Source organism: Microvirga brassicacearum (assembly GCF_008757455.1).
Classification (GTDB): domain Bacteria; phylum Pseudomonadota; class Alphaproteobacteria; order Rhizobiales; family Beijerinckiaceae; genus Microvirga; species Microvirga brassicacearum.
Map to the genome: position 1 here is coordinate 1 of NZ_VCMV01000020.1, position 23,631 is coordinate 23,631.

General features: G+C 62.0%; 32 protein-coding genes and 1 pseudogene. 18 read left to right on the forward strand and 15 right to left on the reverse strand.

Annotation, left to right across the window (positions count from 1 at the left end; translation table 11 throughout):
- Positions 1-338 precede the first annotated feature (338 nt).
- The 3 genes from pgeF to lgt are packed head-to-tail and all read right to left on the reverse strand — an operon-like array spanning position 339 to position 3,054.
- The gene (gene pgeF, locus FEZ63_RS13080; protein WP_150945226.1) at positions 339-1,115 is read right to left on the reverse strand and encodes a peptidoglycan editing factor PgeF; all 777 of its coding nucleotides are present in this window, start codon (positions 1,113-1,115) and stop codon (positions 339-341) included.
- A 5-nt stretch (positions 1,116-1,120) separates the two neighbouring features.
- Complete coding sequence (locus tag FEZ63_RS13085; RefSeq protein WP_150945115.1) at positions 1,121-2,203, reverse strand: class I SAM-dependent methyltransferase; 1,083 nt, start codon at positions 2,201-2,203, stop codon at positions 1,121-1,123.
- Positions 2,200-3,054: a prolipoprotein diacylglyceryl transferase gene (gene lgt, locus FEZ63_RS13090; RefSeq protein WP_150945117.1), complete on the reverse strand. Its 855-nt coding sequence runs from the start codon at positions 3,052-3,054 to the stop codon at positions 2,200-2,202. The genes FEZ63_RS13085 and lgt overlap by 4 nt, the downstream gene beginning before the upstream one ends.
- A gap of 153 nt (positions 3,055-3,207) precedes the next feature.
- Here lgt and FEZ63_RS13095 point away from each other — a divergent pair, with 153 nt between their 5' ends.
- The 5 genes from FEZ63_RS13095 (at position 3,208) to FEZ63_RS13115 (ending at position 6,310) form a co-directional block, all read left to right on the forward strand.
- Positions 3,208-3,486, forward strand: a complete 279-nt coding sequence (locus FEZ63_RS13095) for an accessory factor UbiK family protein (protein ID WP_150945119.1) — start codon at positions 3,208-3,210, stop codon at positions 3,484-3,486.
- 237 nt (positions 3,487-3,723) lie between these two features.
- Positions 3,724-4,224: a type III secretion system chaperone family protein gene (locus FEZ63_RS13100; RefSeq protein ID WP_150945121.1), complete on the forward strand. Its 501-nt coding sequence runs from the start codon at positions 3,724-3,726 to the stop codon at positions 4,222-4,224.
- A 105-nt stretch (positions 4,225-4,329) separates the two neighbouring features.
- Complete coding sequence (gene proC / locus FEZ63_RS13105) at positions 4,330-5,157, forward strand: pyrroline-5-carboxylate reductase (protein WP_150945123.1); 828 nt, start codon at positions 4,330-4,332, stop codon at positions 5,155-5,157.
- Positions 5,158-5,222: 65 nt separating this feature from the next.
- Complete coding sequence (locus FEZ63_RS13110; protein WP_150945125.1) at positions 5,223-5,933, forward strand: TetR/AcrR family transcriptional regulator; 711 nt, start codon at positions 5,223-5,225, stop codon at positions 5,931-5,933.
- 23 nt (positions 5,934-5,956) lie between these two features.
- Positions 5,957-6,310, forward strand: a complete 354-nt coding sequence (locus FEZ63_RS13115; protein ID WP_150945126.1) for a tRNA-binding protein — start codon at positions 5,957-5,959, stop codon at positions 6,308-6,310.
- On the opposite strand, the pseudogene FEZ63_RS13120 reads toward FEZ63_RS13115, so the two are convergent.
- Positions 6,307-6,402 (reverse strand): annotated as a pseudogene (locus FEZ63_RS13120) (IS5/IS1182 family transposase); the annotation flags it as partial. The gene FEZ63_RS13115 and the pseudogene FEZ63_RS13120 overlap by 4 nt on opposite strands.
- 176 nt (positions 6,403-6,578) lie before the next feature.
- On the opposite strand from FEZ63_RS13120, the gene FEZ63_RS13125 reads away from it, so the two are divergent.
- Positions 6,579-7,346 carry a prephenate dehydrogenase/arogenate dehydrogenase family protein gene (locus FEZ63_RS13125; protein ID WP_150945128.1) on the forward strand — a complete coding sequence of 256 codons (768 nt, stop codon included), beginning with the start codon at positions 6,579-6,581 and terminating at the stop codon, positions 7,344-7,346.
- Positions 7,347-7,469: 123 nt separating this feature from the next.
- On the opposite strand, the gene FEZ63_RS13130 is transcribed toward FEZ63_RS13125, so the two are convergent.
- Genes FEZ63_RS13130 through FEZ63_RS13140 form a run of 3 tightly spaced genes read right to left on the reverse strand, consistent with a single transcriptional unit; the run spans position 7,470 to position 10,088 of the window.
- The gene (locus FEZ63_RS13130; RefSeq protein ID WP_150945130.1) at positions 7,470-8,828 is read right to left on the reverse strand and encodes an ATP-binding protein; all 1,359 of its coding nucleotides are present in this window, start codon (positions 8,826-8,828) and stop codon (positions 7,470-7,472) included.
- Positions 8,825-9,544 carry a response regulator gene (locus FEZ63_RS13135; protein ID WP_150945132.1) on the reverse strand — a complete coding sequence of 240 codons (720 nt, stop codon included), beginning with the start codon at positions 9,542-9,544 and terminating at the stop codon, positions 8,825-8,827. The genes FEZ63_RS13130 and FEZ63_RS13135 overlap by 4 nt, the downstream gene beginning before the upstream one ends.
- A gap of 13 nt (positions 9,545-9,557) precedes the next feature.
- Positions 9,558-10,088, reverse strand: coding sequence for a MarR family winged helix-turn-helix transcriptional regulator (locus tag FEZ63_RS13140; RefSeq protein WP_150945134.1), 531 nt, complete (start codon positions 10,086-10,088; stop codon positions 9,558-9,560).
- Positions 10,089-10,260: 172 nt separating this feature from the next.
- Between FEZ63_RS13140 and FEZ63_RS13145 the strand changes: the two genes are divergently transcribed.
- Together FEZ63_RS13145 and FEZ63_RS13150 are read left to right on the forward strand one after the other, a co-directional pair.
- A complete protein-coding gene (locus tag FEZ63_RS13145; RefSeq protein WP_150945136.1) occupies positions 10,261-11,148 on the forward strand; it encodes a branched-chain amino acid aminotransferase in 888 nt (295 codons plus the stop codon).
- A 453-nt stretch (positions 11,149-11,601) separates the two neighbouring features.
- Positions 11,602-12,630, forward strand: a complete 1,029-nt coding sequence (locus FEZ63_RS13150; protein WP_150945228.1) for a Tim44 domain-containing protein — start codon at positions 11,602-11,604, stop codon at positions 12,628-12,630.
- Positions 12,631-12,701: 71 nt separating this feature from the next.
- Here the strand turns inward: FEZ63_RS13150 and FEZ63_RS13155 are convergent, their stop codons facing one another.
- On the reverse strand, positions 12,702-13,280 hold the full coding sequence (locus FEZ63_RS13155) for a type 1 glutamine amidotransferase domain-containing protein (protein ID WP_150945138.1): 579 nt from the start codon (positions 13,278-13,280) through the stop codon (positions 12,702-12,704).
- 146 nt (positions 13,281-13,426) lie between these two features.
- Here FEZ63_RS13155 and FEZ63_RS13160 point away from each other — a divergent pair, with 146 nt between their 5' ends.
- The gene (locus FEZ63_RS13160; RefSeq protein WP_150945140.1) at positions 13,427-13,645 is read left to right on the forward strand and encodes a hypothetical protein; all 219 of its coding nucleotides are present in this window, start codon (positions 13,427-13,429) and stop codon (positions 13,643-13,645) included.
- Between the two features lie 13 nt (positions 13,646-13,658).
- On the opposite strand, the gene FEZ63_RS13165 is transcribed toward FEZ63_RS13160, so the two are convergent.
- The 3 genes from FEZ63_RS13165 to FEZ63_RS13175 all read right to left on the reverse strand — a co-directional run bounded on the left by FEZ63_RS13165 (position 13,659) and on the right by FEZ63_RS13175 (position 15,665).
- A complete protein-coding gene (locus FEZ63_RS13165; protein ID WP_162419745.1) occupies positions 13,659-14,381 on the reverse strand; it encodes a metallophosphoesterase family protein in 723 nt (240 codons plus the stop codon).
- On the reverse strand, positions 14,374-15,189 hold the full coding sequence (locus FEZ63_RS13170) for a nucleotidyltransferase family protein (protein ID WP_150945142.1): 816 nt from the start codon (positions 15,187-15,189) through the stop codon (positions 14,374-14,376). The genes FEZ63_RS13165 and FEZ63_RS13170 overlap by 8 nt, the downstream gene beginning before the upstream one ends.
- Positions 15,190-15,290: 101 nt before the next feature.
- Complete coding sequence (locus FEZ63_RS13175) at positions 15,291-15,665, reverse strand: hypothetical protein (RefSeq protein ID WP_150945144.1); 375 nt, start codon at positions 15,663-15,665, stop codon at positions 15,291-15,293.
- A gap of 404 nt (positions 15,666-16,069) precedes the next feature.
- Between FEZ63_RS13175 and FEZ63_RS13180 the strand changes: the two genes are divergently transcribed.
- Positions 16,070-16,279 (forward strand): cold-shock protein, encoded by a 210-nt coding sequence (locus FEZ63_RS13180; RefSeq protein ID WP_150945146.1) that lies wholly within the window; start codon positions 16,070-16,072, stop codon positions 16,277-16,279.
- A 98-nt stretch (positions 16,280-16,377) separates the two neighbouring features.
- Positions 16,378-16,656 carry a translation initiation factor IF-1 gene (gene infA / locus FEZ63_RS13185; RefSeq protein ID WP_150945148.1) on the forward strand — a complete coding sequence of 93 codons (279 nt, stop codon included), beginning with the start codon at positions 16,378-16,380 and terminating at the stop codon, positions 16,654-16,656.
- 164 nt (positions 16,657-16,820) lie between these two features.
- Here infA and FEZ63_RS13190 read toward each other — a convergent pair whose 3' ends face one another.
- Both FEZ63_RS13190 and FEZ63_RS13195 read right to left on the reverse strand, forming a co-directional pair.
- Positions 16,821-17,369, reverse strand: coding sequence for a sigma-70 family RNA polymerase sigma factor (locus tag FEZ63_RS13190; RefSeq protein ID WP_201274168.1), 549 nt, complete (start codon positions 17,367-17,369; stop codon positions 16,821-16,823).
- Positions 17,366-17,605, reverse strand: coding sequence for a NepR family anti-sigma factor (locus FEZ63_RS13195; protein ID WP_150945150.1), 240 nt, complete (start codon positions 17,603-17,605; stop codon positions 17,366-17,368). The genes FEZ63_RS13190 and FEZ63_RS13195 overlap by 4 nt, the downstream gene beginning before the upstream one ends.
- Positions 17,606-17,878: 273 nt before the next feature.
- Here FEZ63_RS13195 and FEZ63_RS13200 point away from each other — a divergent pair, with 273 nt between their 5' ends.
- From FEZ63_RS13200 to FEZ63_RS13215, 4 genes are all read left to right on the forward strand, one after another.
- Positions 17,879-18,037: a DUF3309 family protein gene (locus FEZ63_RS13200; RefSeq protein ID WP_150945152.1), complete on the forward strand. Its 159-nt coding sequence runs from the start codon at positions 17,879-17,881 to the stop codon at positions 18,035-18,037.
- A 116-nt stretch (positions 18,038-18,153) separates the two neighbouring features.
- A complete protein-coding gene (locus FEZ63_RS13205; RefSeq protein WP_150945154.1) occupies positions 18,154-19,500 on the forward strand; it encodes a sensor histidine kinase in 1,347 nt (448 codons plus the stop codon).
- An 86-nt stretch (positions 19,501-19,586) separates the two neighbouring features.
- The gene (locus FEZ63_RS13210; protein ID WP_150945156.1) at positions 19,587-19,901 is read left to right on the forward strand and encodes an antibiotic biosynthesis monooxygenase; all 315 of its coding nucleotides are present in this window, start codon (positions 19,587-19,589) and stop codon (positions 19,899-19,901) included.
- Between the two features lie 295 nt (positions 19,902-20,196).
- Positions 20,197-20,547, forward strand: a complete 351-nt coding sequence (locus FEZ63_RS13215; protein WP_150945159.1) for a hypothetical protein — start codon at positions 20,197-20,199, stop codon at positions 20,545-20,547.
- A gap of 525 nt (positions 20,548-21,072) precedes the next feature.
- Here FEZ63_RS13215 and FEZ63_RS13220 read toward each other — a convergent pair.
- Positions 21,073-21,297: a hypothetical protein gene (locus FEZ63_RS13220; RefSeq protein ID WP_150945161.1), complete on the reverse strand. Its 225-nt coding sequence runs from the start codon at positions 21,295-21,297 to the stop codon at positions 21,073-21,075.
- Positions 21,298-21,395: 98 nt separating this feature from the next.
- Here FEZ63_RS13220 and FEZ63_RS13225 point away from each other — a divergent pair, with 98 nt between their 5' ends.
- Positions 21,396-21,632, forward strand: coding sequence for a helix-turn-helix domain-containing protein (locus tag FEZ63_RS13225; protein WP_150945162.1), 237 nt, complete (start codon positions 21,396-21,398; stop codon positions 21,630-21,632).
- A 124-nt stretch (positions 21,633-21,756) separates the two neighbouring features.
- Here FEZ63_RS13225 and FEZ63_RS13230 read toward each other — a convergent pair whose 3' ends face one another.
- Positions 21,757-21,996: a hypothetical protein gene (locus FEZ63_RS13230; protein WP_150945164.1), complete on the reverse strand. Its 240-nt coding sequence runs from the start codon at positions 21,994-21,996 to the stop codon at positions 21,757-21,759.
- Positions 21,997-22,215: 219 nt separating this feature from the next.
- On the opposite strand from FEZ63_RS13230, the gene FEZ63_RS13235 reads away from it, so the two are divergent.
- Together FEZ63_RS13235 and FEZ63_RS13240 are read left to right on the forward strand one after the other, a co-directional pair.
- Entirely contained in the window at positions 22,216-22,773 is a 558-nt protein-coding gene (locus tag FEZ63_RS13235) for an SIR2 family protein (protein ID WP_150945167.1), read from the forward strand.
- 9 nt (positions 22,774-22,782) lie between these two features.
- On the forward strand, positions 22,783-23,574 hold the full coding sequence (locus tag FEZ63_RS13240; protein WP_275552346.1) for an SIR2 family protein: 792 nt from the start codon (positions 22,783-22,785) through the stop codon (positions 23,572-23,574).
- The last annotated feature ends 57 nt before the right edge of the window (positions 23,575-23,631 follow it).

Genomic DNA, 23,631 nt, shown 5'->3' on the forward strand with positions numbered 1-23,631 from the left:
GGCACAGCTGCGATGACCGGGGGAGGAGCATAGCGCGACGGCAGATCCGCAGCCGCAGCAGCACCGGCAAAGCCGAAGACCGCGACAGTGGCGAGAAGAAGTTTCTTCATGGTTTGATTCCTATTCCATATTCTTGGCGCGGGGTGTCCCAACGCCAAGTTCAGACGGGGCGTATATAAGGGAGGAATCTCGCGAGGTCTGTGACATCTCCACAACAGCAACGGATCGTACTATGGCGGGATTGTGGCAGTAACAGACGGATCTTCCCCTTCGGTATTTCCGAATCCCAACGCGCAGCTTTGCCGTTGGTTTCATCGGACTAGGAAAATTGTTCGTTCCTAGAGAACTTGTGGCACCAGGGTAATGGCCGAGATCAGCCGACCATAATCAAGTTCGCCCCGGTGGGTGGTGCGGCGATAGCTGAAAAACTGCTCCTCGTCGGCATAGGTGCAGAGGCCCAGATTCGCGAATTCCCCGATCCCGGCCGATTCGAGCCGCATCCCAATGAAGCCCGGCAGGTCGAACATCGCGTGGCCGGCCCGTTCGCCGGCGATAAAGAAGCGCTCGTTTGCGAGGTCGATGCCGGTAAACCGCGCCACGAAATCGGCGCTGACCTCGTAGGCGCCCTGGCTGATCGTCGGGCCCAGGACGGCCACGATCTTGTCTCGCCTCGCACCGAGGCGTTCCATGGCGATGATGGTTGATTCGAGCACCCCGCCCAACGCCCCGCGCCAGCCCGCATGAGCCGCGCCGACGACGTTCACATGCGGGTCGGCAAAAAGGATCGGGCCGCAATCGGCGGTCGTGACGGCGAGCGCGAGGCCGGTGACGACGGTGGCCATTCCGTCCGCCTTGGGGCGGTCGCCGGGCCACGGGCCCTCGACGATCACCGCGTCCGCGGAATGGACCTGGTGGATGCTGATCAATGCCCCGGGAGCAACGTCCAGATCCTCCGCCATCACCCGACGGTTCTCCGCCACGCGGGCGGGATCGTCGGACGAGCCCAGGCCACCGTTGAGCGACGCGTAGATGCCCTCCGAGACGCCGCCAACGCGTGTGAAGAAGGCGTGCTTGATATTGGGATAGGAGGCGAGTTCCGGCGCTTCGATATACATCTGCTTCACCTCTGCGGCGCTTCCAGGCGCGCGTGCAAACCCGGCACGCTTTCAAGACCGGAATCGGTTAGCGCCAAAACCTTAAAGAGCTCGCCCATGCCGCGCCCTTCGGTTGCGGTCAGCCTGCCGACCGCTTGATCAATGGCGATTGCCTGTTTGGGCGTGGCCCGTTGTTTGAGCCGCGTCGCACGCGTCGCAATTCCGAGTGCGTGGAGGAAATTTGCTTGCGTCTCGATGCCGTGAATGCTGGCGCCGGCGGCAAGGCCGGTGTGAGCGAGCTGGGCAAAATCCACATGCGTCGTGAGGTCGGCCTCGCCTGGCTCGTCGAGCGGGTCCACATAGGCGTGTCCCCTCAAGGCCTGCAGGGTATCGCCGAAAGCCGGGCCCCAATAACCGTAATCGACGATCAGGGCGGCGCCGCGATGCTGCGCGAGCCGGGCCGCGATGTCGCGTATCAACGCCGTGGAGGCGACATGGGCTTCGCGGATCGCGCCGATCTGCGGTGGATGGCCAAGACCGCGCTGCGGTTCGGCGTTCAACCCGAAGATCAAGGCATCGCCCTCGATGCCGACGAGCCGCTCGCACCAACCGCGTTCGGTCGCAACGAACTGGCGGACGGGCAGGGCGTCGAAGAACTCGTTGGCGACCAGCAGCAGAGGGCCGTCTGGTACGGCCGCAAAACTGTCATGCCAGGTGATGGCCGCGCCTGAGGCGGCGAGAATTGCCTGCTGTTTCTCGCGCAAAACCGGGCTCGTCTCGACAAGGTGCACGGTTGCGGCGGTCAGGAACTCGGGCAGCACCTTTGCGGCGCGCAGCATATCGGCCATCAGCGTACCGCGTCCCGGCCCCAGTTCGACGAGGTTGACGCTCGCCGGCCGTCCGATCGCTTGCCAGATTTCCAGCATCCACAAGCCCAGCAACTCGCCGAAGATCTGGCTGATCTCCGGCGATGTGGTGAAATCGCCCGCGGTGCCGAGCGGATCGCGGGTCGCATAATAATGCTTCAGGCAAACATCCATGTAGCGCTCGACGGTGATCGGCCCCTCGAGGGTGATCAATTCGCGCAGATTGTCGCCAAGGCTGTTCACGCCGTCTCCGTGCGCGGCTGCGTATAGCCGCGCGACGCCACGATGATCACACCCATCCCGAGGAGCGCCATCGGGATCGACAGCAGCATCCCCATCGTGATGCCGCCGCTGAGCGCCTGCACCGAAGCGCCAAACAGGAATCCGAGTTGTTCGTCCGGCTCGCGGAAGAACTCGCAGACGATGCGCGCGATGGCGTAGCCAAGGATGAAGATGCCGCCGAGCAGGCCGGGGCGACGGAAGCCGAACAACCGAACGGCGATCGCCATCAGGATGAAGAGCAGCAATCCCTCTCCGAACGCCTCATAGAGCTGGCTCGGATGCCGGGGCAGGGGACCGGCATGGGGGAATACGACCGCATAGGGAAAATCGATCGCGGTCCGGCCCCACAATTCGCCGTTTATGAAATTGGCGATGCGGCCGAAAAACAACCCGATGGGCGCCACGGTGGAGGCCAGATCGAGCATCGTCAGCGGATTGAGCTTGCGGGTGCGGGCAAACAACACGATGGCGAGCGCCGCCCCCAAAAGTCCGCCATGGAACGACATCCCGCCCCGCCACACGGCGAAGATTTCGAGCGGTTGCGCCAGATAGGTTGAGAGATTGTAGAACAGCACGTAGCCGACCCGACCGCCGAGCACGACGCCGAGGGCAACCCAGACGATCAGATCATCCACATCGACGGGTTTCGGCTGGCGCTGCGGCGCCCACAATTCCGTCCTCGCCGCGAGGCGTTTGGCGTAGAACCAGCCCCCCAGGAGCCCCGTCACGTAGGCGAGCGCATACCAGCGGATGGCGAACGGGCCGATCGAGAACGCGATCGGATCGATAATCGGAAAAGTGAGCGACGGCATGCAGGAGCCTTGATGAACCATTGCCATTGGACCGGGGCGAGCCCGGGCGTCAACCCTGTTACCAAGCCGGGAACTGTTGCAGTTTCGTCGGAATACGCCCACATCTTGGCGGAACTCGCCTTATCCCATCCTTGGCCGATCGTGGACGCTCACATGACCCAATCTTCGAACCGCATTCTCGACGAAATCGCCCGCCTCGCCACCGATGCGGCCGGTGCCGCCCAAGGGGTGCGTCGCGAGGTCGAAACTGTCGTGCGAGGCCAAATCGAGCGCCTCCTCAAGGAAATGGACGTGGCCACGCGCGAGGAGCTTGAAGTGCTCCGCGACATGGTTGTCGCCACCCGCGAAGAGAACGAGCGTCTCGAGGCTCGGCTCAACGCGCTTGAGGCGAGACCTGCATCGCCGAGCGCCAAGGCGAAGCCTGCGCCCTGATCCTAGCGCGTATGCAGGCACGTCAGGGGACCTGTTGTGGACAGGTCGTATGAGTGCATTGTGACGCCTATCGAAATCTAGGACTGTCGATCCGTGAGTTGATTCGTCGCCGAAGCGCCGACTTGTGCTGGATCATAACGTATTCGCACCGGTAATATGGCGTATCAGCCGGCTAAAATGTAATCACGTTTCCTTGAATGCTTTAAGTTTTCGGGAGACTGAGCCTCGTGGATTGATATGCGTCAGTTGCAAGTCGAGATAGATCGCGTGGAACATCCTCTCGACGTTGTGGAGAGACTGGCGTCTATCCGCGAATGGATGTTTGATCGGACGGCGACCGACGAGATGTCCGTGTCGGTGAGCGGTCGGTGGGCGGAATACCATGTGGCGTTCACATGGATCGAGGATGTCGAGGCGCTTCACGTTGCCTGCGCGTTCGACCTCAAGGTGCCTGATCGGCGCCGTCACGACATCCTTCAACTGCTGTCGCAGATCAACGAGCAACTCTGGGTCGGCCATTTCGACCTTTGGAGCACCGAGAACACGGTCATGTTCCGCCACGCCTTGCTGCTGGCGGGGGGCGCCGACGCGACCTCGGGGCAATGCGAGACGATGTTGCGCGTCTCGGTCGAGGCCTGCGAGCGCTACTTCCAGGCATTCCAGTTTGTTCTCTGGGCCGGAAGAACGCCTCGCGAGGCGCTTGATTTCGTGCTGTTCGAAACCGAAGGCGAGGCCTGAGCGCGGCCTCCGTGGGAGGTCCACAATTGCCTTCCGATAGCAGGTATCCGCATCGTGCCAATCTGATCTAGATTGCGGCTCCGGATCCTCTGTTGTCAGGTTGCCATGTCGTTGCACGCTCAAGACCTTCCCTCCTCTCTCGTTCTCGTCGGTGCCGGCAAGATGGGCGGCTCCATGCTCGAGGGCTGGCTTGCGAACGGGATGGCGCCGGAAGGCGTCGCCGTTCTCGATCCGCGCCCGTCCGATGAGATGACGCGCCTGTGCCATGAACGCGGAATTGCGCTGAACCCCACGACGCCGGGGGCGCCCGAGGTCGTCGTTCTGGCGATCAAGCCGCAATTGCTCGACGATGCCGCCGCGCAGGTGAACGCAATTCTCGGCCCGCAGACCGTTCTGGTTTCGGTGCTTGCCGGCAAGACCATCGGCGACCTGAGGGCGCGGCTTCCCGCCGCGACCGCGATCGTCCGGGCCATGCCGAATCTGCCGGCCAGCATCGGGCGCGGGGCGACGGGCGCTGCACCAAGTGGCGAAGTGACCGAGAAGCAGCGTCGCGCAGCCGATGCGCTTCTGCGCTGCGTGGGGATCGTCGAATGGCTCGAGAGCGAGGATCTCATCGACGCGGTCACGGCCCTGTCGGGATCGGGGCCGGCTTATGTGTTTCATCTCGTCGAGTGCCTGGCCGAGGCCGGCAAGGCGGCCGGGCTCCCGGCGGATCTCGCGGAACGGCTCGCGCGCGCGACCGTCACGGGCGCCGGCGAATTGCTGTTCCAGAGCGAACTTCCTCCCGCCATCCTGCGCCAGAACGTCACTTCGCCGGGCGGCACCACTGCGGCTGCGCTGGAGGTCCTGATGGCTGATCCCAACGGCCTCCAGGCGCTTATGCGCGAGGCGGTGGCTGCGGCAAAGCGACGTGCCGGCGAACTCTCGGGCTGAGCGGCGTGAAGCGGACGCGTCCAGCGCTACATAAAGCGTAACGGAACATCCCTGAGGAGATCATCATGACGGCCGAATCCTCGTCCTCGTCGAAACGCGATGCCATCGTCCAGGCGCTCATGGGCCTCGCGGCGCGCAAGGACTGGCATGAGATCGAGATTGCCGACATCGCGCAGGCGGCGAACGTCCCCTTGTCGGAATTTCGAGAGCTGTTTCCCTCGAAAGGCGCGATCCTCGGAGCGTTCTCACGCGGGATCGATCGCAAGGTCCTGGAAGGCACGAGCGAGGATCTTGCCGGCGAACCGGCGCGGGAGCGGGTATTCGACGTGATGATGCGCCGTCTCGATGCCCTGACGCCCTACAAGCCGGCCTTGCGACGGATGATGCGCGATCTGCAATTCGACCCGCTGTCGCTTGCGGCGCTCAATCAGGTGTCGCTCAACTCCCAGCGGTTCATGCTCGCCGCGGCGGGCATCTCCACCGAGGGACGGCTGGGCGGGTTGAAGCTCCAGGGTGCCGCATTGGTGTTTGGCCGGACGCTGCGCGTGTGGCTGGACGACGACGATCCGGCGCTCGCCAGAACCATGGCGCGGCTCGACCGCGCGTTGCGGCGAGGGGAGGGCCTGCTGGAGCAGGCGGAAGATCTGCGTCGCCTCACGGCACCATTTCGGGCTTTCGGGCGGGCTGTGATCGAGGAATGTTCATCATCGTCACCCAGATCGCGCACAAGACGCGCGGAGAATGGCGAAACGAACGATCCGGCAGCGGCAATCTGACCGCTGTCGGGCAAGGGGGCTTAATGGATCAGACAGACACCGCGCAGATTTCGTTCGCGGATTTCATGCAGGTGGATATCCGGGTCGGGCGCATCGTGTCGGCCGAGCCGTTTCCGCAGGCGCGTAAACCGGCCTTCAAACTCGTCATCGATTTCGGCCCGGAGATCGGCATCAAGCGTTCGTCCGCCCAGATCACCGTGAATCACACTCTTGAGGAACTCGTCGGCCGGCAAGTCCTGGCCGTGGTCAATTTTCCGCCGCGCCAGATCGGGCCGTTCATGTCGGAAGTCCTGACCCTCGGCGTGCCCGACGCGGATGGCGAGGTGATGCTGATCGGGCCGGCGCGGGATGTCCCGGTGGGTGGGCGGCTGTATTAGGCCGCAGACTCATAAGCGCGGAGCCAAAGCCGCATTGAGGCGAGCTGAAGCATAGCGAGGAAGTCGGCGGCGAGCTTGTCGTATCGGGTGGCATTGATTGACATTTCATCCGCGGGCGGCTACGGCCTCAGCATGACTTGTAATATTGTTCGCCATTGCGCGCCGCTTTCATAGCGGCCGGTGTGCTTTCGTTGCTCAACCGCTGCTCAGCCAGCGCTTGAGTTCCGGCAGGACGCCTCTGGCTTCGCAGCCTTGCAGAGGTTAGTCCATGCCAAACGGCAGCGATACCAGGCCAAGCTCGATTATCGGCATCATAGGCTTCGGCGCCTTTGGGCAGCTCATCGCACGCCACATTCGACCGTACTTTCGGCTGTGCGCGTATGACCCTGCTCCTGGCCTCCAGCCGATCGCCGAATGTCACGATGTCGCGCTCACCAGTCTTGAGATGGCAGCGAGTTGCCCGGTGGTCGTGCTTGCCACGCCCGTCGGACGCCTGCAGGAGATCGTCGATGCCGTAGCTCCCCATATCCAGCCCGGATCGCTCGTACTTGACGTGGGATCGGTGAAACTAGGACCGGCCGATATCATGAAGCGCGGGCTTCCGGCGCATGCCGAGATAGTGGCTACGCACCCGCTGTTTGGCCCACAGAGCGCGCGCGGCGGCATCGCAGGATTGAAGATCGCCGTGTGTCCGATCCGAGGTCGCCGCTGCTTTCGTTTGGCCGCGTTCCTCCGACATCAACTCCGGTTGAACGTCATCATGACCACACCTGAAGACCATGATCGCGAAGCGGCGACTGTCCAAGGACTCACGCATCTCATTGCAAAGGTACTAGTGCAGATGGAGCCGTTGCCGACGCGCATGACCACGAAGAGCTTTGATCTGCTGCTGGAGGCCGTGAACATGGTCCGCCACGATGCGCCGGAGGTCTTTGAGGCAATCGAGAGCGCGAATCCCTACTCGTCTAGCGTCCGCAGGAGATTTTTCGAACTTGCGTCAGCACTGAATGCTGAGCTCGCAGATGGACCTGTGTAGGTCCGCTTCCCACCAATCTCAGCCGTTGGCGTTTATGGGTTCACGGCCTAGGCTCGAGGCGCTCCTCAAAAAACCCTGACAACCATCAATGTGGGCGCGCCTTCCTCCCCGCCGCGCCGCCGGTCACGCCGGCAGGCGGACGGTTGCGCGCAAGCCGCCCAACGGGCTTTCGCCGAGTGTGATGTCGCCGCCATGGGCGCGGGCGATATCGCGCGCGATGGCAAGGCCCAGTCCAGACCCGCCCTCGTCCTGATTGCGCGCCTCGTCGAGGCGGAAGAACGGCTTGAAGACTTCTTCGCGCATCTCCGGGACAATGCCCGGCCCGTCATCATCCACGTGAATGACCAGCCAGCGGGTTTCGTGATTGGCGAGGATTTCGATGCGATCGCCGTGCCGCGCGGCGTTGGCCACCAGATTGACGAGCAGGCGCCGAAAGGCATCCGGTCGGACGGTGATCATCGGGTCGCCGACGATGTCGAGCGACGTCGCGTGACCTTGCCGCTCGGCATCCAATTGCTGTTCTTCGAGAAGCGGGCGGAGATCCGTCACGATCGCCTGCTCGCCGAGATCGCCGCGGGCAAAGGCGAGATAGCCCTCCAGCATGCGGGTCATTTCGTCGATGTCGCGTTCGAGGTCTTCCACCTCGGGGGTCTGCGAGATGAGCGCCAGCGACAGCTTGAAGCGCGTGAGAATGGTGCGCAGATCGTGGCTGACCCCGTTGAGCATGGTCGTGCGCTGCTCGAGATTGCGCTCGATTCGTCGTTTCATTTCAAGAAAGGCGTGTCCGGCCTGGCGCACTTCGCGCGCGCCGCGCGGACGAAACTCGATCTCGCGCCCTTTTCCAAGCGCCTCGGCGGCCTCCGAAAGCCGCAGGATCGGCCTGATCTGATTGCGCAGGAACAGGATCGCGATGGCGAGCAAGATCAGCGACGAGCCCGCCATCCACACGAGGAAGATGTGCGAATTGGACGCGTAGGCCTGAGAGCTGCGCGTCAGCACGCGCATCACCGTATTGGGATCGAGTTTCACGCGGATTTCGACGAAGTTCGACCGGCCGATCGTGTCCATCCAGTAAGGCCGGTCGACCTGACGGCGCAGCTCCTCGGACAGGGTTTCGTCGAGGATCGAGAAGAACGGTTTGGGGGCCGGCGGCGGCAGGTCGGTGTCGTGGAGAATGTCCACGTCGAGCTGAAGCCGTTCGGAGGCGATGCGCGTCAGGGTCGTGGCGTCGCGATCCTGCGGATAGCGTTCATAGATATCGATCAGGGCGGCGATATCGGCCGTGACCGCAGACGACAATCGCCGTGTCACGAGCTGGTAATGGCGCTCCATGAAGACGTAGGCGACGACTGATTGCAGCAGCACCACCGGTGCGATGATGATGATGAGCGAGCGCGCATAGAGGCCCTTCGGCAGGAACCGGCCGATCCACCGCATGGCCCGATCGAACGGGGAATATCCGAAGGCGGAACCGATCTTCATCGATCGATGACGAGGCGATACCCGACGCCGCGAACGGTCTGCAGCAGCATGGGATTGGCAGGATCGATCTCGATCTTGCGGCGCAGCCGGTTGATCTGCACGTCGACCGTGCGCTCGTTGGCGGCGGTGCCGTTCCCGGAGAGCTCTTCACGGGGGACGTTGTCGCCGGTGCGCATGCCGAGGATCGTCAGGATTTCGCGCTCGCGCTCCGTAATCCGCACGACCTCGTCGCCTCGCCGCAACTCGCCGCGATCGAAGCGGAATGAGAAGGGGCCGAAATGGACGACCTCGAGGGCATCCGTGTTCGGTGCGCCGGCCCCCGCGTGATTGCGCTTCAGGATGTTGCCGAGGCGGAGCAGCAATTCGCGCGGCTCGAAGGGTTTCGGCAGATAATCGTCGGCGCCGATCTCGAGCCCGGTGACCCGGTCGGCGGTGTCCGCGCGGGCGGTGAGCATGAGGATGGGAATCTGCGAGACCTGCCGCAGGCTCCGGGCATAGTCGAAGCCGGTCTCTCCTGGCATCATCACGTCGAGGACGAGCGCGTCGAAGAGAACGCTTTCGCTCTTGGCACGCGCCTCGGCGGCGCTGGCGGCCGTGGTGATCCGATAGCCGTTTTCGGTGAGAAAGCGGGCCAAAAGCTCACGCAGCCGCCGGTCGTCATCCACCACGAGGACGTGCGGCGCGTGATCGGGGATATCGATGCGTGCGGGCTCCATGGGCCGATGTCTATCAGGTTTCTTTTTCGCCGAATACGAGGCGTTGGACGTGGGCGCGGTCGTCCTGATCGATCAGCGCCAGCAGGTAGCCGCTGACCAGATTCTTGGCCTCGGGATCCATTTCCGCCAGGGCATGCATGATCCGGCGGGTCTGCAGCCGCGCCAGCTTGAGGGCCAGATGACGCCCCTGCGGCGTGGCGTGAAGATGGCGCTGCCGACGATCTGCGGTCCCGGTGCGGCTCTCGATGAAGCCCTTCTCGATGAGCTCCTTGAGGACGCGGTTCAGGCTCTGCTTGGTGATCCGCAGGATATCGAGCAATTCGGCGATGGTTAGGCCCGGTTGGCGGTCGACGAAATGAAGCACGCGGTGGTGGGCTCGGCCAAAATTATACTCATCGAGGATCCGGTCGGGATCGCTCACGAAGTCGCGATAGGCGAAGAAGAAGAGCTCGATGAGGTCATAGGCCGGGGTTTCGGCGAGAACATCGGCGCCGGAGGTTCGCGGGCGAATGACGGGAATTGCTTCAGGCACTGTGGGATCCATCCAGTCCGGTTGCCGGCCGACGAGTTTTTAAGTCAGCCTTGTTGACATATCTCAGGACGATTGTTACTCGTCAAGGCGCTTCCGTGAAATGAATGAAATTCAAACCACACGGTAACGCTTACGAAATTACGCGGCCCGACGCCAAGCGGCCGCCCCTCAATGGAGACTTACGATGTCCGCTGCCCCTTTCGATCAACGCGATGGTTGGATTTGGTACGACGGACAATTCGTACCCTGGCGGGACGCGCAGGTGCATGTGCTGACGCACGGCCTGCATTACGGCTCCAGTGTGTTTGAAGGCGAACGCGCCTATGGCGGCGTGGTCTTCAAGTCGCGCGAGCATTCGGAACGCCTCAAGAAGTCGGGCCAGATCCTTGATTTCGAGATTCCCTTTACGGTCGCCGAAATCGACGCGGCAAAACTCGCCGTGATCGAGAAGAACGGCCTGAAGGATGCCTATCTGCGCCCGGTTGCCTGGCGCGGATCGGAGATGATGGGCGTGGCGGCCCAGCACAACAAGATCCACCTGGCGATCGCCACCTGGGAATGGCCGAGCTATTTCGACCCCGCCCAGAAGATGAAGGGCATCCGTCTCGACATGGCCGATTACCGGCGCCCGGACCCGGCGACGGCTCCCTCGACCGCCAAGGCGGCGGGCCTCTACATGATCTGCACCATCTCCAAGCATCGCGCGGAACGAAGGGGCTACGCGGACGCGCTGATGCTCGATTGGCAAGGCCGCGTTGCCGAGTGCACCGGCGCCAATGTCTTCTTCATCCGGGACGGCGTCGTCCACACGCCGACCGCCGATTGCTTCCTGGACGGCATCACCCGGCAGACGGTCATCGAATTGGCGAAGCGCCGCGGCTTCGAGGTCGCGGAGCGGCGGATCATGCCGGACGAACTGGGCAGTTTCACCGAATGCTTCATCACCGGAACCGCCGCCGAGGTCACCCCCGTGTCCGAAGTGGGCGCTCACACCTATGTTCCGGGTGAGATGACCAAAATCCTGATGGATGATTATTCGGCCGAGGTGCTGCCGAAGGCCAAGGCCGCCTGATCTCCCCAAATCCGATACTCTTCAAGGCCGACGCGGACATTCTGAATGGGCCGCGTCGGCTTCCTTCCGGCGCGGCCAGCCTCTTTTTCTCCTAGGAACAGACTAAGAACCTCGGCCATTCGCCCTCCGAGGCGGAAACCCCTGTGAATAACGGGGATTTCTAAGCTGCGTCCAAAAATAACGCTGACGGAACAAGGGGTAACCCAAAGCGCCGAGGATGGAACAAAACGAGAATCATTTCTTCTTCCGGCGCGATTTCACCCGAATCGCCTCGTCCTCGCCGGCTCATCGCAAGGATCTTCGGACGTGACCGGCCTCGGGCAAATGCCGGCCCGCGTCGAAGCGGTCGACGGTTCTAACGAAAGGTAGCGGCCTCAGGGCATCTTTTGCTACCGCTGCCGGCTTCCCATATGAGGTCATAATCAAACCTACTCCAGGGAATTGACCGAGATGATGATGACGAAAACCTCCCGCCGCGGCCGCGTGTTGATCGCTCTGGCGGCGGTGCTGATTTTCGCCGGCAGCGCGGCCGAGGCCCGAATGGGCGGGCGCGGCAGCATGGGCTCGCGCGGCTCGCGCACTTGGTCTGCGCCTCCAAGCACCAATACGGCGCCCGGGGCGGCTGCACCCATCCAGCGTTCGCAGGTCCCGAACCAGGGGATCAACCGACCGGCAACGGGCGCGCCCGCGGCAGCCCAGCCGGGCCGTTTCGGGCTGGGTACCGGCCTGATGGCCGGCCTTCTCGGCGCCGGCCTGCTCGGAATGCTGATGGGCAATGGGTTCTTCGGCGGCCTCGGCGGTCTTGCGTCGATGTTCGGCCTCCTGTTGCAGATTGGCCTGGTCGTGCTTCTCGTGTCGTTCGCTATGAAGTGGTTCCGCAAGCGGCAGGAGCCGGCCTATGCGAGCCAGGGCCATGCCCGCTCGATGCCGGCGGGCTCCGTGCCTCCGACCGGAAACGCCCGCACGGCTGGCGGAGGCGGCCTCGGCGCCGGTTTGGGTGGCGCAGGTTTGGGCGGATTGGGTGCTCTCGGTGGCCTCTCGAAGGCTCCGCGCGCCACGCGCCCCGGCATTCGTGACGAGGTCGGAATCGGCGAGAAGGATTTCGCCTCTTTCGAGCGCTCCCTTATGGAGATGCAGGACGCCTATTCCCGTTCCGACATCGAGAAGATCTGGTCGATGGCCACGCCGGAAATGGCCGGCTACATCCAGGAAGAGCTCAACGATTTCGCGGCTCGCGGCGAGGTCAACCGCGTCTCGGACGTGAAGCTTCTGCAAGGTGATCTGGCAGAATCTTGGCGCGAGGGCGAGGTCGATTATGCGACCGTCGCGATGCGCTACGGCCTGATCGACGTCACCACCGAGAAGGCGAGCGGCCGGATCATCGATGGCGACCCGGCGCAACCGGTCGAGGCCCGGGAAGTGTGGACGTTCCGGCGCGACCGCAACGGACCCTGGATCTTGTCGGCGATCCAGCAGGCGTAGCGGATTTCGCCAGCGATTGAAACGAAAGCGGCCGGTTCAGCACCGGCCGCTTTTTTGTTGACGTCGGTCGCCTATTCGGCGGCCTGGCGGCCGGTATGGACGCCTTCCCGAACCTCTTCGATGATCTTGGCCGAGAATGCGTCGAGATCACCGGGATTGCGGCTTGTGATCAGGCCTTTGTCGACCACCACCGCTTCATCGCGCCATTGTCCGCCGGCATTGATCACGTCGGTCTTGATCGAGTGATAGGACGTGCATTTCTTGCCCTTGATCACGCCGGCTTCCACGAGCAGCCACGGGGCGTGGCAGATGGCAGCGATCGTCTTGCCGGCCGAGTAGAAGGCCCGCACGATCTCGAGTGCCTTCGGCTCCACGCGCAACTTGTCGGGGTTGATCTGGCCGCCGGGGAGAACGAGGGCATCGTATTCGGACGGATTCACGTCGTCGAGATCCTTGTCCACCGATACGGTCTTGCCCCAGTCGCTCTCGCTCCATCCGTAGATCTTGCCGGATTTCATCCGCGATTTCGGCGCGGCGACGTGAACGGTCGCGCCCGCTTCCGTCAGTTTTTCCTGCGGGACGAGAAGTTCCGATTGTTCGAAACCGTCCGTCGCCATGATGAGGATTTTCGCCTGTTTGATGTCTGGCATATCGCGCTCTCCGCTGATGGATGTCCCGGGCGGGGAACGGCTTCTTTTCGCGCAGGTTCCTTATCGGCATGAGGCGTTTTTGTGGAACGGGCCGACCCTCCCTCGGTTGGTCTCTCGAGACACCGTGAACCGGACGAGGACACCGAATGGTCAATCCCGGCAATCCGACTGAACCGATCCCTGGCGGAAATATCCCGAGCGAGGTGCCGCCGCTCCCGGAGCCCGATGAGGTGCCGGATATCGGGCCGACCGGTCCGCGCACGCCCTATCCGGTGAACGATCCGGGGATTTCCGACCCCAAGGGGCCGGGATCGGAGCCGGATTACCTGCCGGGCACTCCCACCGATCCAGGCGTGCGCCGATAAGCCTCGATTTCCCTTAGATTTCGATGATCGCGTAGGGTTTGCCCGTCGGCTTCTCGATGTGACGGGCGACGTTGTAGACGCGCTGCCCGCCCGGCGTGCGTCCCTCATAGCGACCCCGATGGGCATGTCCGTGCACGATGGCCGTGACGGTGAAGCGATCGATCGTCTCGGCCAGCCGCGATGAGCCGAGAAAGGGATAGATCTCCAGCGGTTCGCTCTCGATCGTCTCGACGATCGGAGCGTAGTGCAGGATGACGAGCGAGCGTTTGGACCGCACCTGGCGCATGGCGTTTTCCAGGCGCAGGGTCTCGTTCATGACCTCGTGGACGAATTGCTTGATGGCAGGCTCGCCGAACGAGCCGAGCATGCGCCGCCCGAAGCCGCCGGCAAATCCCTTGACGCCGACAAATCCCACGCCGTCGATCTCGCAGGATTGGCCGTCGAGGACATGCATGCCGGTGTCTCGCAGGATGCGCTTCACCTCCTCCTGCTCGCCGCTCTCGTAATCATGATTGCCGAGAACGCCCACGACGGGAATCGAGCAGGCTTTCAGATCATGCGCCAGCAGCTCCGCCTCGCGTGCGAGGCCGAGGTCGGTCAGGTCGCCCGTCAGGACGAACACATCGGCCTCCCGCGAGATTTCGCCGAAGAGTTCGCGGTACGAAGCGGCGTTGTCCTCCCGGATGTGGAGGTCACCCATGGCGGCGATCCGCAGCGGCGTGAATGCGTCAGTCATTCCGCCACTCGCCCTCGCCACCCACGTCGGCAAAGCCCCATTCCTTCACGTCGATCTCGTAATCGACGCGCGAGAACATGCGACCGCGGCAGACCTTCATCTGCGGCAGGGGAAGATCGAGCTGCTTGGAGAGACGATCGAGAAGCTCGTCCATCACCCATCGCGGAATGTTGTCGCGCTCGGTTGGGTAGATCCAGCGGAAGTTGAGCAGGTGCATGAGAAGCACCTCCCAATGCACCTCCATGTAGGCCAGGAGCTGGTGCCAATCGACGAGGTGGTGGGCCTTCAGGATGGTGTGCGCGACGTCGGCGCCGTCATAGCGGTGACGAAGCTGGATGAAGCACTTCGACCAGACGAGTTCGGTCGGCCCGACAATCCGCACCGGTGAGCCGAAAACCTCGATCTGACGGGCGTTTTCGAACCAGAGATCGCCGATCGGCATGGTGCCGTTCGACGACGCAAAGATGACGTCGAAGAAGTACTTTCCCTTGAAAACCTTGCCGAGCCAGCGATCGTCCTCGATCTCCACCGCGTAACCCAGGTTCTTGAAATGCGACAGGACCCGCGTGTAGTCGCCGGCCTTGCAGAAGATATCGAGGTCCTTCGTCGGGCGGGTGATCCCCGTATAGGCCGAGAGCGCATAGGTGCCGGCCAACAGATAGGGCAGGCCGAGCTGGTTCAGCTCCCGCAAGGCTTCGGCATAGAATGCCTCCGATTCCGGGTATTTCAGCGTCGGTTCCGCCTTCGCGTCGAGGATCGGCACGCCCGGATGGGCGATCGGTGTAAAGTCGGGATTGTGCACCGTCATCGAACTGCCCCGCCATGCGGCCACACGCGACCCGCGTTCGACAACCGCAACCGGGTATCGAAGTTCCGTTTTGGCCGCCTCGAACGCTGCCGTGGAGGCGTTCAGTGGCCGCCGAGGGAGATGCGGGCGTCGGGCGGACTGTTGAGGATTTCCAGCAGGCTGTTGGCGATATGGCGCGCTTCCTCGTCGCGCAGGCGGAGCATGAACGGCGCCATGTTGCCGGCCTGCAGCGCGATCACCGAGAGACCCGTCTCGTCGGTACCCACATCGATGGTGGGCGACGTGACGTCCACCATCTCCTCGAATCCTTCCTCGCTTTGCGACGCGCTCTCGCCGATGGCCACGAGGAGCTGGTCGAGCGCCTGCACGAGCGAGCGGGCCGCATGGGGATCCATGACCACGGCGGTCGATTGGCCACCCTTTTGAAAGGAGAGTTGGATGTTGTCGCCGTCGAGCGTGACGGAAATGCCTGCCATTATTCGTCCCATGCTGTTCGGGCCAGATATGGGGTTGCAGGCCCGCCTTGGAAAGGCAAGAGACCAACGTCAAAAAACACCGGGCTGCCGTTGCGGCAGCGACCAAAACTCAACCAGAAGAAAGTCCCGCCGGACTTGCCCGTTCAAGCAGGTCGGCGGCATCTTCAGAAGGATGGGCGCCGCTCATCAGGTTTCGCAGGTCCAGCCGTAGGCTAGCGGCGGCGAACGCCTTGCATTTTTTGGCACTATACTCTATCGAAAAACGATCGACATTTGGCCGGACGACTGGGCTACTTCGCTTTGGCACTGCCGGGCGCACGTTCCTTCTCCCTACCAATATCGACGAATGGGTGGTTCGGTATCGGTTTCCACCTACGTGCAGGACGTCAGTGAAAGGAATTCCCATGGAAACGGGAACGGTGAAGTGGTACAATGAAACCAAGGGCTACGGTTTCATCCAGCCCGACAACGGTGGCAAGGACATCTTCGTCCACGCGACGGCGCTTGAACGCGCCGGTATGCGCGGCCTCCGGGAAGGTCAGAAGATCTCGTACGAGCTTCAGACCGATCAGCGCACCGGCCGCGCTTCGGCAGTAAACCTGCAGAACGCGTAAGGCTTTTTCGTGCTGGAGGGTGTGTTCGTCACGCCCTCTCGCATTTCAGCCGTTCCGCTGAGGAGCGGCTTTTTTGTTTTTGAGACGGAAGGCTTTGCATGGCAAAGGAAGAACTCATCACGTTCGAGGGTCTGGTGACCGAAATCTTGCCCGATGCGCGCTATCGCGTGCAACTCGATAACGGGCACGAGGTTATCGCCTACACGGCCGGCAAGATGAAGAAGAACCGCATCAAGACCTTGGCGGGTGACCGGGTAACAGTCGAGATGTCCCCTTACGATCTCGAAAAGGGCCGCCTCATTTTCCGTCACAAGGATTCCGGCTCCACCGGCCCGCGTCCGCCGCAGCGCGGCAACCCGCAGTTCCGTCGCCGCTAGCGCATGATTGGGCGAAATGGCTGCGGTTCGCCCGACAGCCTGCGCCTGAACCGAACCCGGCGGCTGATTCAAGCGCGATGCGCTAAAATCGGCTCCTCGTGCAGGGTTTTCCCCTGCACGGCAGGCGCGCGATATTCTTTTCGTTTTGGGGAATTGCCGGAGGCTCAGGCGACGGCGGCCATGACCGATAAGGTCAGGCGGTCAGGCCCAAGCTCCTCTTCGACGTCCGTGAGATGCATGATGTCCGCGAGACGGTTGCGCGCCCGGTTGACGCGACTCTTGATCGTCCCGACGGCACATCCGCAGATTTCGGCTGCCTGTTCGTAGGAGAATCCCGAGGCCCCGACGAGGAGCAGCGCCTCGCGTTGCTCATGCGGCAGCAGGGCGAGGGCCGTCTGCAGGTCGGCAAAGTCGAGATGGGGCATCTGGTCCGGCTGGACCGAAAGGGTGGCGGCGTATTTGCCGTCCGCGTCCTCCACCTCCCGCCGGCGTTTCCGGTATTCGGAATGGAAGAGGTTGCGCAGGATGGTGAAGAGCCATGCCTGCATGTTCGTCCCCGGCTGGAAACGGTGGATATTGGCGATCGCCCGCACCAGGGTTTCCTGCACCAGGTCGTCGGCCCGGTCCACATTGTTGGTCAGCGAAATGCCGAACGCCCGCAGGTTCGGTGTTGCCTTGAGCATCGAATCGCGCACGGAGGCGTCGATGGTCATGATGGCTTCTTCTCCGCCGTCATCTGTTCGAGGCGATTGATGATGTCGATGAAACGGTCGGGCACCGGCGTCTCGCCCAGCGACAGGGATTCGTAGAAATGGCGCAGGCGCTGGCCCAGTTGCGTCTGAACGGAACGCGACAATCCTGGTGAGGATCTGGCGGATCCTGGGACCCCTTCGATCTCACAAGACTGGCCCATCTGGCGTTTGGGATCGGTTTTGTCGTCCTTGTTCATGGGCTCTGCGGCTTCCCTCAATGAGCGGGCCGGACGCCGCCTGACACCCGATAACCCGGAGTTCAACGTGCAAGGAGCGGGCATCGTTCCCGACGCTCCGACCATTCCGGGGAGCCGTCCCGGCCACGATGGAACCTATTCCTCACGGCCAAGTTTTCCTGCACGGAGCCTGCGCTCTCATCCCGGGGCGGCAACGACCTCGATCGTCGGGGTTGAATCCGAGAAGGCAGGAAACGCGAGTTCGGCGGATCAACAAAGGTCAAGGACGCTCACATGGCAACAAGCACTATTCTGCTCATCATCGTCATTCTTCTGCTTCTCGGTGCCGTTCCCGCATGGCCCTACAGCCGCGGCTGGGGCTACGGCCCGAGCGGCGTGCTCGGTGTCATCCTGGTCATCCTGCTGATCCTGCTGCTGCTCGGCCGGATCTAGCCGGCCCCGAACGACGATCTGATGCCCGGCCTCGCGCCGGGCATTTGTTGCACGGGAAAGCTCCCGTGCGCGCCCGCATCGAGCGGGGCTAGCAAGGCCTCCTGCTCGATGTTATTGTGTTTCTTTCCCTTAGGGCGCTGCCGGCCTTGCTCATCCGCTCCACCAAGCTGATCCCCACTCATTCGAGCCTCGCCTATGGGCTTGCGGTCGCCATGGTGTCGACCGCGGTGCTCGTTCGTCTTTCGCTGCACCCGCTGCTGGGCGACACGCTGTGCGACGTCATGCTCTACCCGGTGGTGCTGGTGGCGGCCGTTCTGGGCGGCGGCAGGGTGGGGTTGTTCGCGCTGTTGCTCGGTGCCGTTTCGATCCTGCTGTTCCGGCGAGGCGACAATCACGGGCTGGCCGATCCCCGGGCGCTCATGGATCTCGGGCTCTACCTTCTCGCCGGCGGACTCTCGGTGGTGGTGGCGGCGTCGCTCCGGGCGGCGGTGGAGCGCCTCGAGGTGGCACAGGAGCGGCTGGTTGCGGCGCTGGAGGCCTCCGGCACCGGCACCTGGCGCTGGAACCTGCGCAGCAAGCATGTGGAATGGGACCCGGCCCTGATCCATCTCTTCGGCCTCGATCCCGACAATGCGCCGCGAACGGAAGCCGAATTCGCCCGGTTCATCCACCCGGACGATCACGCCCATGTGCGCAAGACCATCAATGAGGCCGTCATCAGGGGTGTGGCCGATTATGAATTCCGCGCCGTGCTGCCGAATGGCGCGGTGCGGTGGATGTATGCCCGCAGCCGCATGATCCGGGACGGCAAGGGGCCGGCCGCGTTGATGATCGGCGCCTGTCTCGACATCACCGAGCGCAAGCTCGCCCAGGAGCGCCAGACGCTGCTGGTGCACGAGCTCAATCATCGGGTGAAGAACACCCTGTCGGTGGTGCAGTCGCTTGCCTTGCAGACGCTGCGCGGCAGCAGCACGCTCGAGGCTTTCCGCGACGCCTTTCAGGCCCGCCTCTTCGCCCTTTCGGCGACACACAACATTCTCACGGAAGGCTTGTGGGAGAGCGCCTGCATGCGGGAAATTCTCAACGCCGAACTCAAGCCCTTCGGCGGCATCGACGAGCGCCGTGTCTGCGCCACCGGCGAGCCCATCCGCCTCACGCCGCGACAGGCGCTGGGCTTCGGCATGGCCTTTCACGAACTCGCCACCAACGCGGTCAAATACGGTTCGCTCTCGGCCACCCAAGGCAGCGTCGCCATCGCCTGGCGCACCGCCCCGGACCCGGACGGCCGGCCGCTGCTGCTGGTCGATTGGATCGAGCGGGACGGCCCCGCCGTCACCGAACCCTCGCGCCGGGGTTTCGGCTCGAAACTCATCGAGCGCAGCATCTGCGCCGAACTCGACGGCGCCCTGCAGATGCGCTTCGACCCCTCCGGCCTGAACTGCTCGTTCTCGGTGCCGCTATAGGCTCGCGCATCGCCGATTGCGATTTTTTGTCTCCTCATCGGGCGATCCGGGTCATAGTTTGTGCCACCTCGCCCAAGGAGCGCGCGATGATTTCACGCCTGTGGCACGGCTGGACGAGCCGCGAGAACGCCGACGCGTACGAGAACCTGATCCGCCACACCATCTTTCCCGGCATCATCGCCCGCAAAATCGCAGGCCTTCGCCACATCGAACTCTTCCGCCGCCCGTTGGGGGACGAGGTCGAGTTCATCACCGTGATGTGGTTTGCCTCGTGGGAGGCGGTCAAGGATTTTGCCGGGCCGGACTGGGAAACCTCGGTCGTACCGCCGGCCGCCCGCGCCGTGCTCGCGCGGTTCGACGAGAAGGCGCAGCATTATGAGGTGATGGTGGAGGGGCCTTGAGACGGCCAACTTCCCGGTCGCATTTTGCCCAGTCACTTTTCGCCCAACCGATTTTTTGCCAAGTTGCCTCTTGCCAGTCGCTTTTTGCCCGCCGCCATTCCGCCGCCGTCATGGCCGGGCTTGACCCGGCCACCCACGTCTTCTCCTCGGCTCGGGAGAAGGCGCGGATCACCGGCCCAGGCCCGGTGATGACGGAGTGGGCTGGACGAAGTCTCGCTCCCCCTGAACGCCTGGAATCTTGACGCAGACCTATCCGCATGTTCCATCCCCCGGCGCCGCGTGAACCGAGAGTGAGATGAGCCGTCCGTCGAAATTGATCGCCGCCCTTTTGGCCCTGCTGGCGTCCTCGATCGCGAGCGGCTTTTCGGTCGCCATCGCGCAGGACAGCCAGTCGCAAAGCTGGTCCGAGGTGAAGTGCGCCCGCTACACAAAAGGCTGGTCCGACGCCCTCGCGCGGCGCGGAACGCGGGGCTTGGGACCGGAGTTCCTCGCCGCCCACGAGGTGTTCCTGGCGTCCGGTTGCACAGCGAGAGCCAATGTCTGCCCCCGTTCCACCGAGGAACTCGACCTCGCCAACATCATGGTCGTCGTGGCGATGAACGCCGGAACGGCCAGCACCTTCCCACCCTTCGCCTGCCGGAAGTGATGCGGAAGATTGGGGCGGCTCTATGCAGCCGCAGCCTGATCTTCATCCGACGAACGTTGCGACCTTCGTGAGTTTCGAGACGGAGTCTTAGGCTTCGACCCGGCCCGTGCGTCTGGCTGGTTTATTGCTGCGGCTGCGGCTGCGGCGTTGGTGGTGGTTCCACGCGCGCTGTCTGAGAAAGTCGCGAGGGGTTGAAAACTTCGCCGAGATCATCGGCGTGACCAACACGGCGCCACGTCCTGGCCGGGCTTGACCCGGCCACCCACGTCTTTTCCCGCCGAGCGGGTTTAAGGCGTGGATACGCGGGTCAAGCCCGCGCATGACGGAAGGGTGCTACTCGGCCGCCGGTGAAGCCACGCGCGCTGTTCGAGAGGGTCGCGACGGAACGAAGACTGCCCAACATACTCGGCGTGATCGCCCCTGCGATCGTCATGGCCGGGCTTGACCCGGCCACCCACGTCTTCTTCCCGCCGAGCGGTTCAAGGCGTGGATACGCGGGACAAGCCCGCGCATGACGGAAGGGTGCTACTCGGCCGCCGCCGCATTCTCCTGCCGCCCCCGGGACGCCTCATAGACCCGCAGCCAGAACAAAACCGCCTCCCGCCGCCCATCCCGCTCGGCCAGCCACGCCCGCAACAACGCCTCCTCGCCGGCTTGCCCGTGGCCTTGGGCGAGGACCCGGAGGGCTTTGGCGGGGTTGAGTCGGAGCCAGAGATCGGCTTCGCGGGAGCGTTTCCAGGGGAGGGACATGGGTGGAAGATGAAACAAAATAGCTGATTTAGCTAGTAGCTGTTTTGGCTAATTTCCTAAAACAGCATATTTCGCCTGCCCTTGTGTTGGGGCCGGGCATGCGAAAATCGATCCATACGAAACGGCAGGAACGCCTCCGCGCCGTGCTCAAGGCCGCGCGGAAGAGCGCGGGCCTGACGCAGGACCAGCTGACGGCGCGGCTGGGGGCTTACAACACGTTCGTGAGCAAGTACGAGCGCGGCGAGCGGCAGTTGGATGTGGTGGAGTTTATTGCGGTGGCGGAGGCGTTGGGGGTGGAGCCGCGCGAGTTGCTTGAGAGAGTGGTGACGGGTTGAAGGCTTCGCCGAGATCGTTGGCGTGACTACTCTACCGCCGTCATGGCCGGGCTTGACCCGGCCACCCAAGTCTTTGCGCGCAGGAGGCGTGGATCACCGGGCCAAGCCCGGTGATGACGCGGTGTTACACAGCAGCCGCTTTTTCCCGCTGCTGCCATCCCTCATATACCCGCAACCAGAACCCGGCCGCCTCGCGCCGTCCATCCCGCTCGGCCAGCAACGCCCGTAGCAACGCCTCCTCGCCGGCCTGCTCGCTGTAAGTTTGAGCAAATCCGCGGACGGCCTTGGCAGGGTCGACCCGGAGCCAGAGATCGGCTTCGCGGGATTGGCGCCAGGGGAGGGGCATGGGGGCGGGAGCGACCACGAATGTTTCTGACGCACGAGCGCGGCGAGCGGCAGTAGGATGTGGTGAAGTTTATTGCGGTCGCGGATGCGCTGGGGCGGATCCCGCTTGGATTCTAAGTCTCGTTTCGGACGAAATCCAGCACTCACGAAATGATCTCAACCTGTGGAAGGACGGTAGTTACGGTTGCTGTCTTTCGTACAAGCGGTAGTCTCCGTGAGAGTGCGAGGGAATATGTCAATGCCGGAAACAGGAGCATTTGCTGACTACAAAAAGCGGATCGCTCTCCTAATGAAGGAGACGCTTGCAGCAAAAGAATGCCAGCCAATTCTCTTCGTTGGTGCAGGGTTATCGAGGAGATATTTTCAAGCTCCGGATTGGCATGGGGCGTTGGCAACTGCGCTTAAAGCGGTGGATGATGGAGGACCCGACTATGAGTATTACGCCCAGATATCAAAAAACGATGCAGTAAAAATTGGCACGAGTCTTATAGAGCGAATTCATGCGTGGGCCTGGGGAAAAGGCAAGAAGTCTTTCCCACAGGATCTTTATAATGAGAAGTTTTCGCCTGACATATTCATTAAACATCTAATATCCGACAATTTAATAAAAATAACTCCAAAAATCTCAAAACTCACAGATAAAAAACTCCGAGAGGAGATTGGATTACTTAGAGATATTCGCCCGCATGCTGTTATCACTACTAATTTCGACACCTTTTTAGAAAAAATCTATGATGGGTATGAGCCCATTATAGGGCAAAAAGTCATCAAGTACAACATGAATAGCTTCGGGTAGATATTCAAAATACATGGCTGTGTCAGCGATTTGTCTTCTATGGTTTTAACTGAATCTGATTATCAGGATTTCGCATACAAGAAAAAATATGTTTCGGCAAAACTTTTGACCTATTTTGCTGAACATCCAGTGTTTATATTTGGGTATGGGTTCAACGATCCAAATGTGCGATCAATTATTGAAGACGTTGGGGAGCTTATCGCGGACGCAGATGGTTTTATTGACAATATTTTTTACGTAAAATGGGGTGATTCAGTAGATACGAAATCAAGCTTTCAAGATGAACATGTGATTTTTAGTACTGGAAGCCAGTTTCGGGTGAGAGCGATAGTTACTAATGATTTTGACTGGTTGTTTTCCGAGCTTGGTGCAAGTCAAGAGCTAAAATCGATAAATACTAAACTGGTAAGGTCCTTGGCGGCGCGTACTTATAAGCTTATAAGATCTGATATCCCTAGGGGTTCTATAGAGGTGAACTATGATGCTCTTGAGAGAGTCGTCGACAATGAAGACGAGTTGCCTCGGTTGCTTGGTATAGTGCAAGCTAACAACACTAACTTGACCCATCCACTGACATTGACACAGGTTGGCCAGCGCCTAGGGGGTAAAGGTTGGCACGTTGCTGGTAAGCTTCTCGATCGAATAAAGTCGGAAAAAGGTATCGACATCCGGCGTTCAGATAATAGATATCACTGCAAAATAAAAATCGGCAGAAGCGCGGAGACTAGAAAGTGGTCGTCGTCAACAATCGACCTCTTGCGGAAAGTTGATTCTGGCGAAGAATATACAATACAACTGTAGTAGATTTCCGGAGCGCTCCTCACTTCCCCCGCCCCCCCTTATATTTCGGCTTCTGCC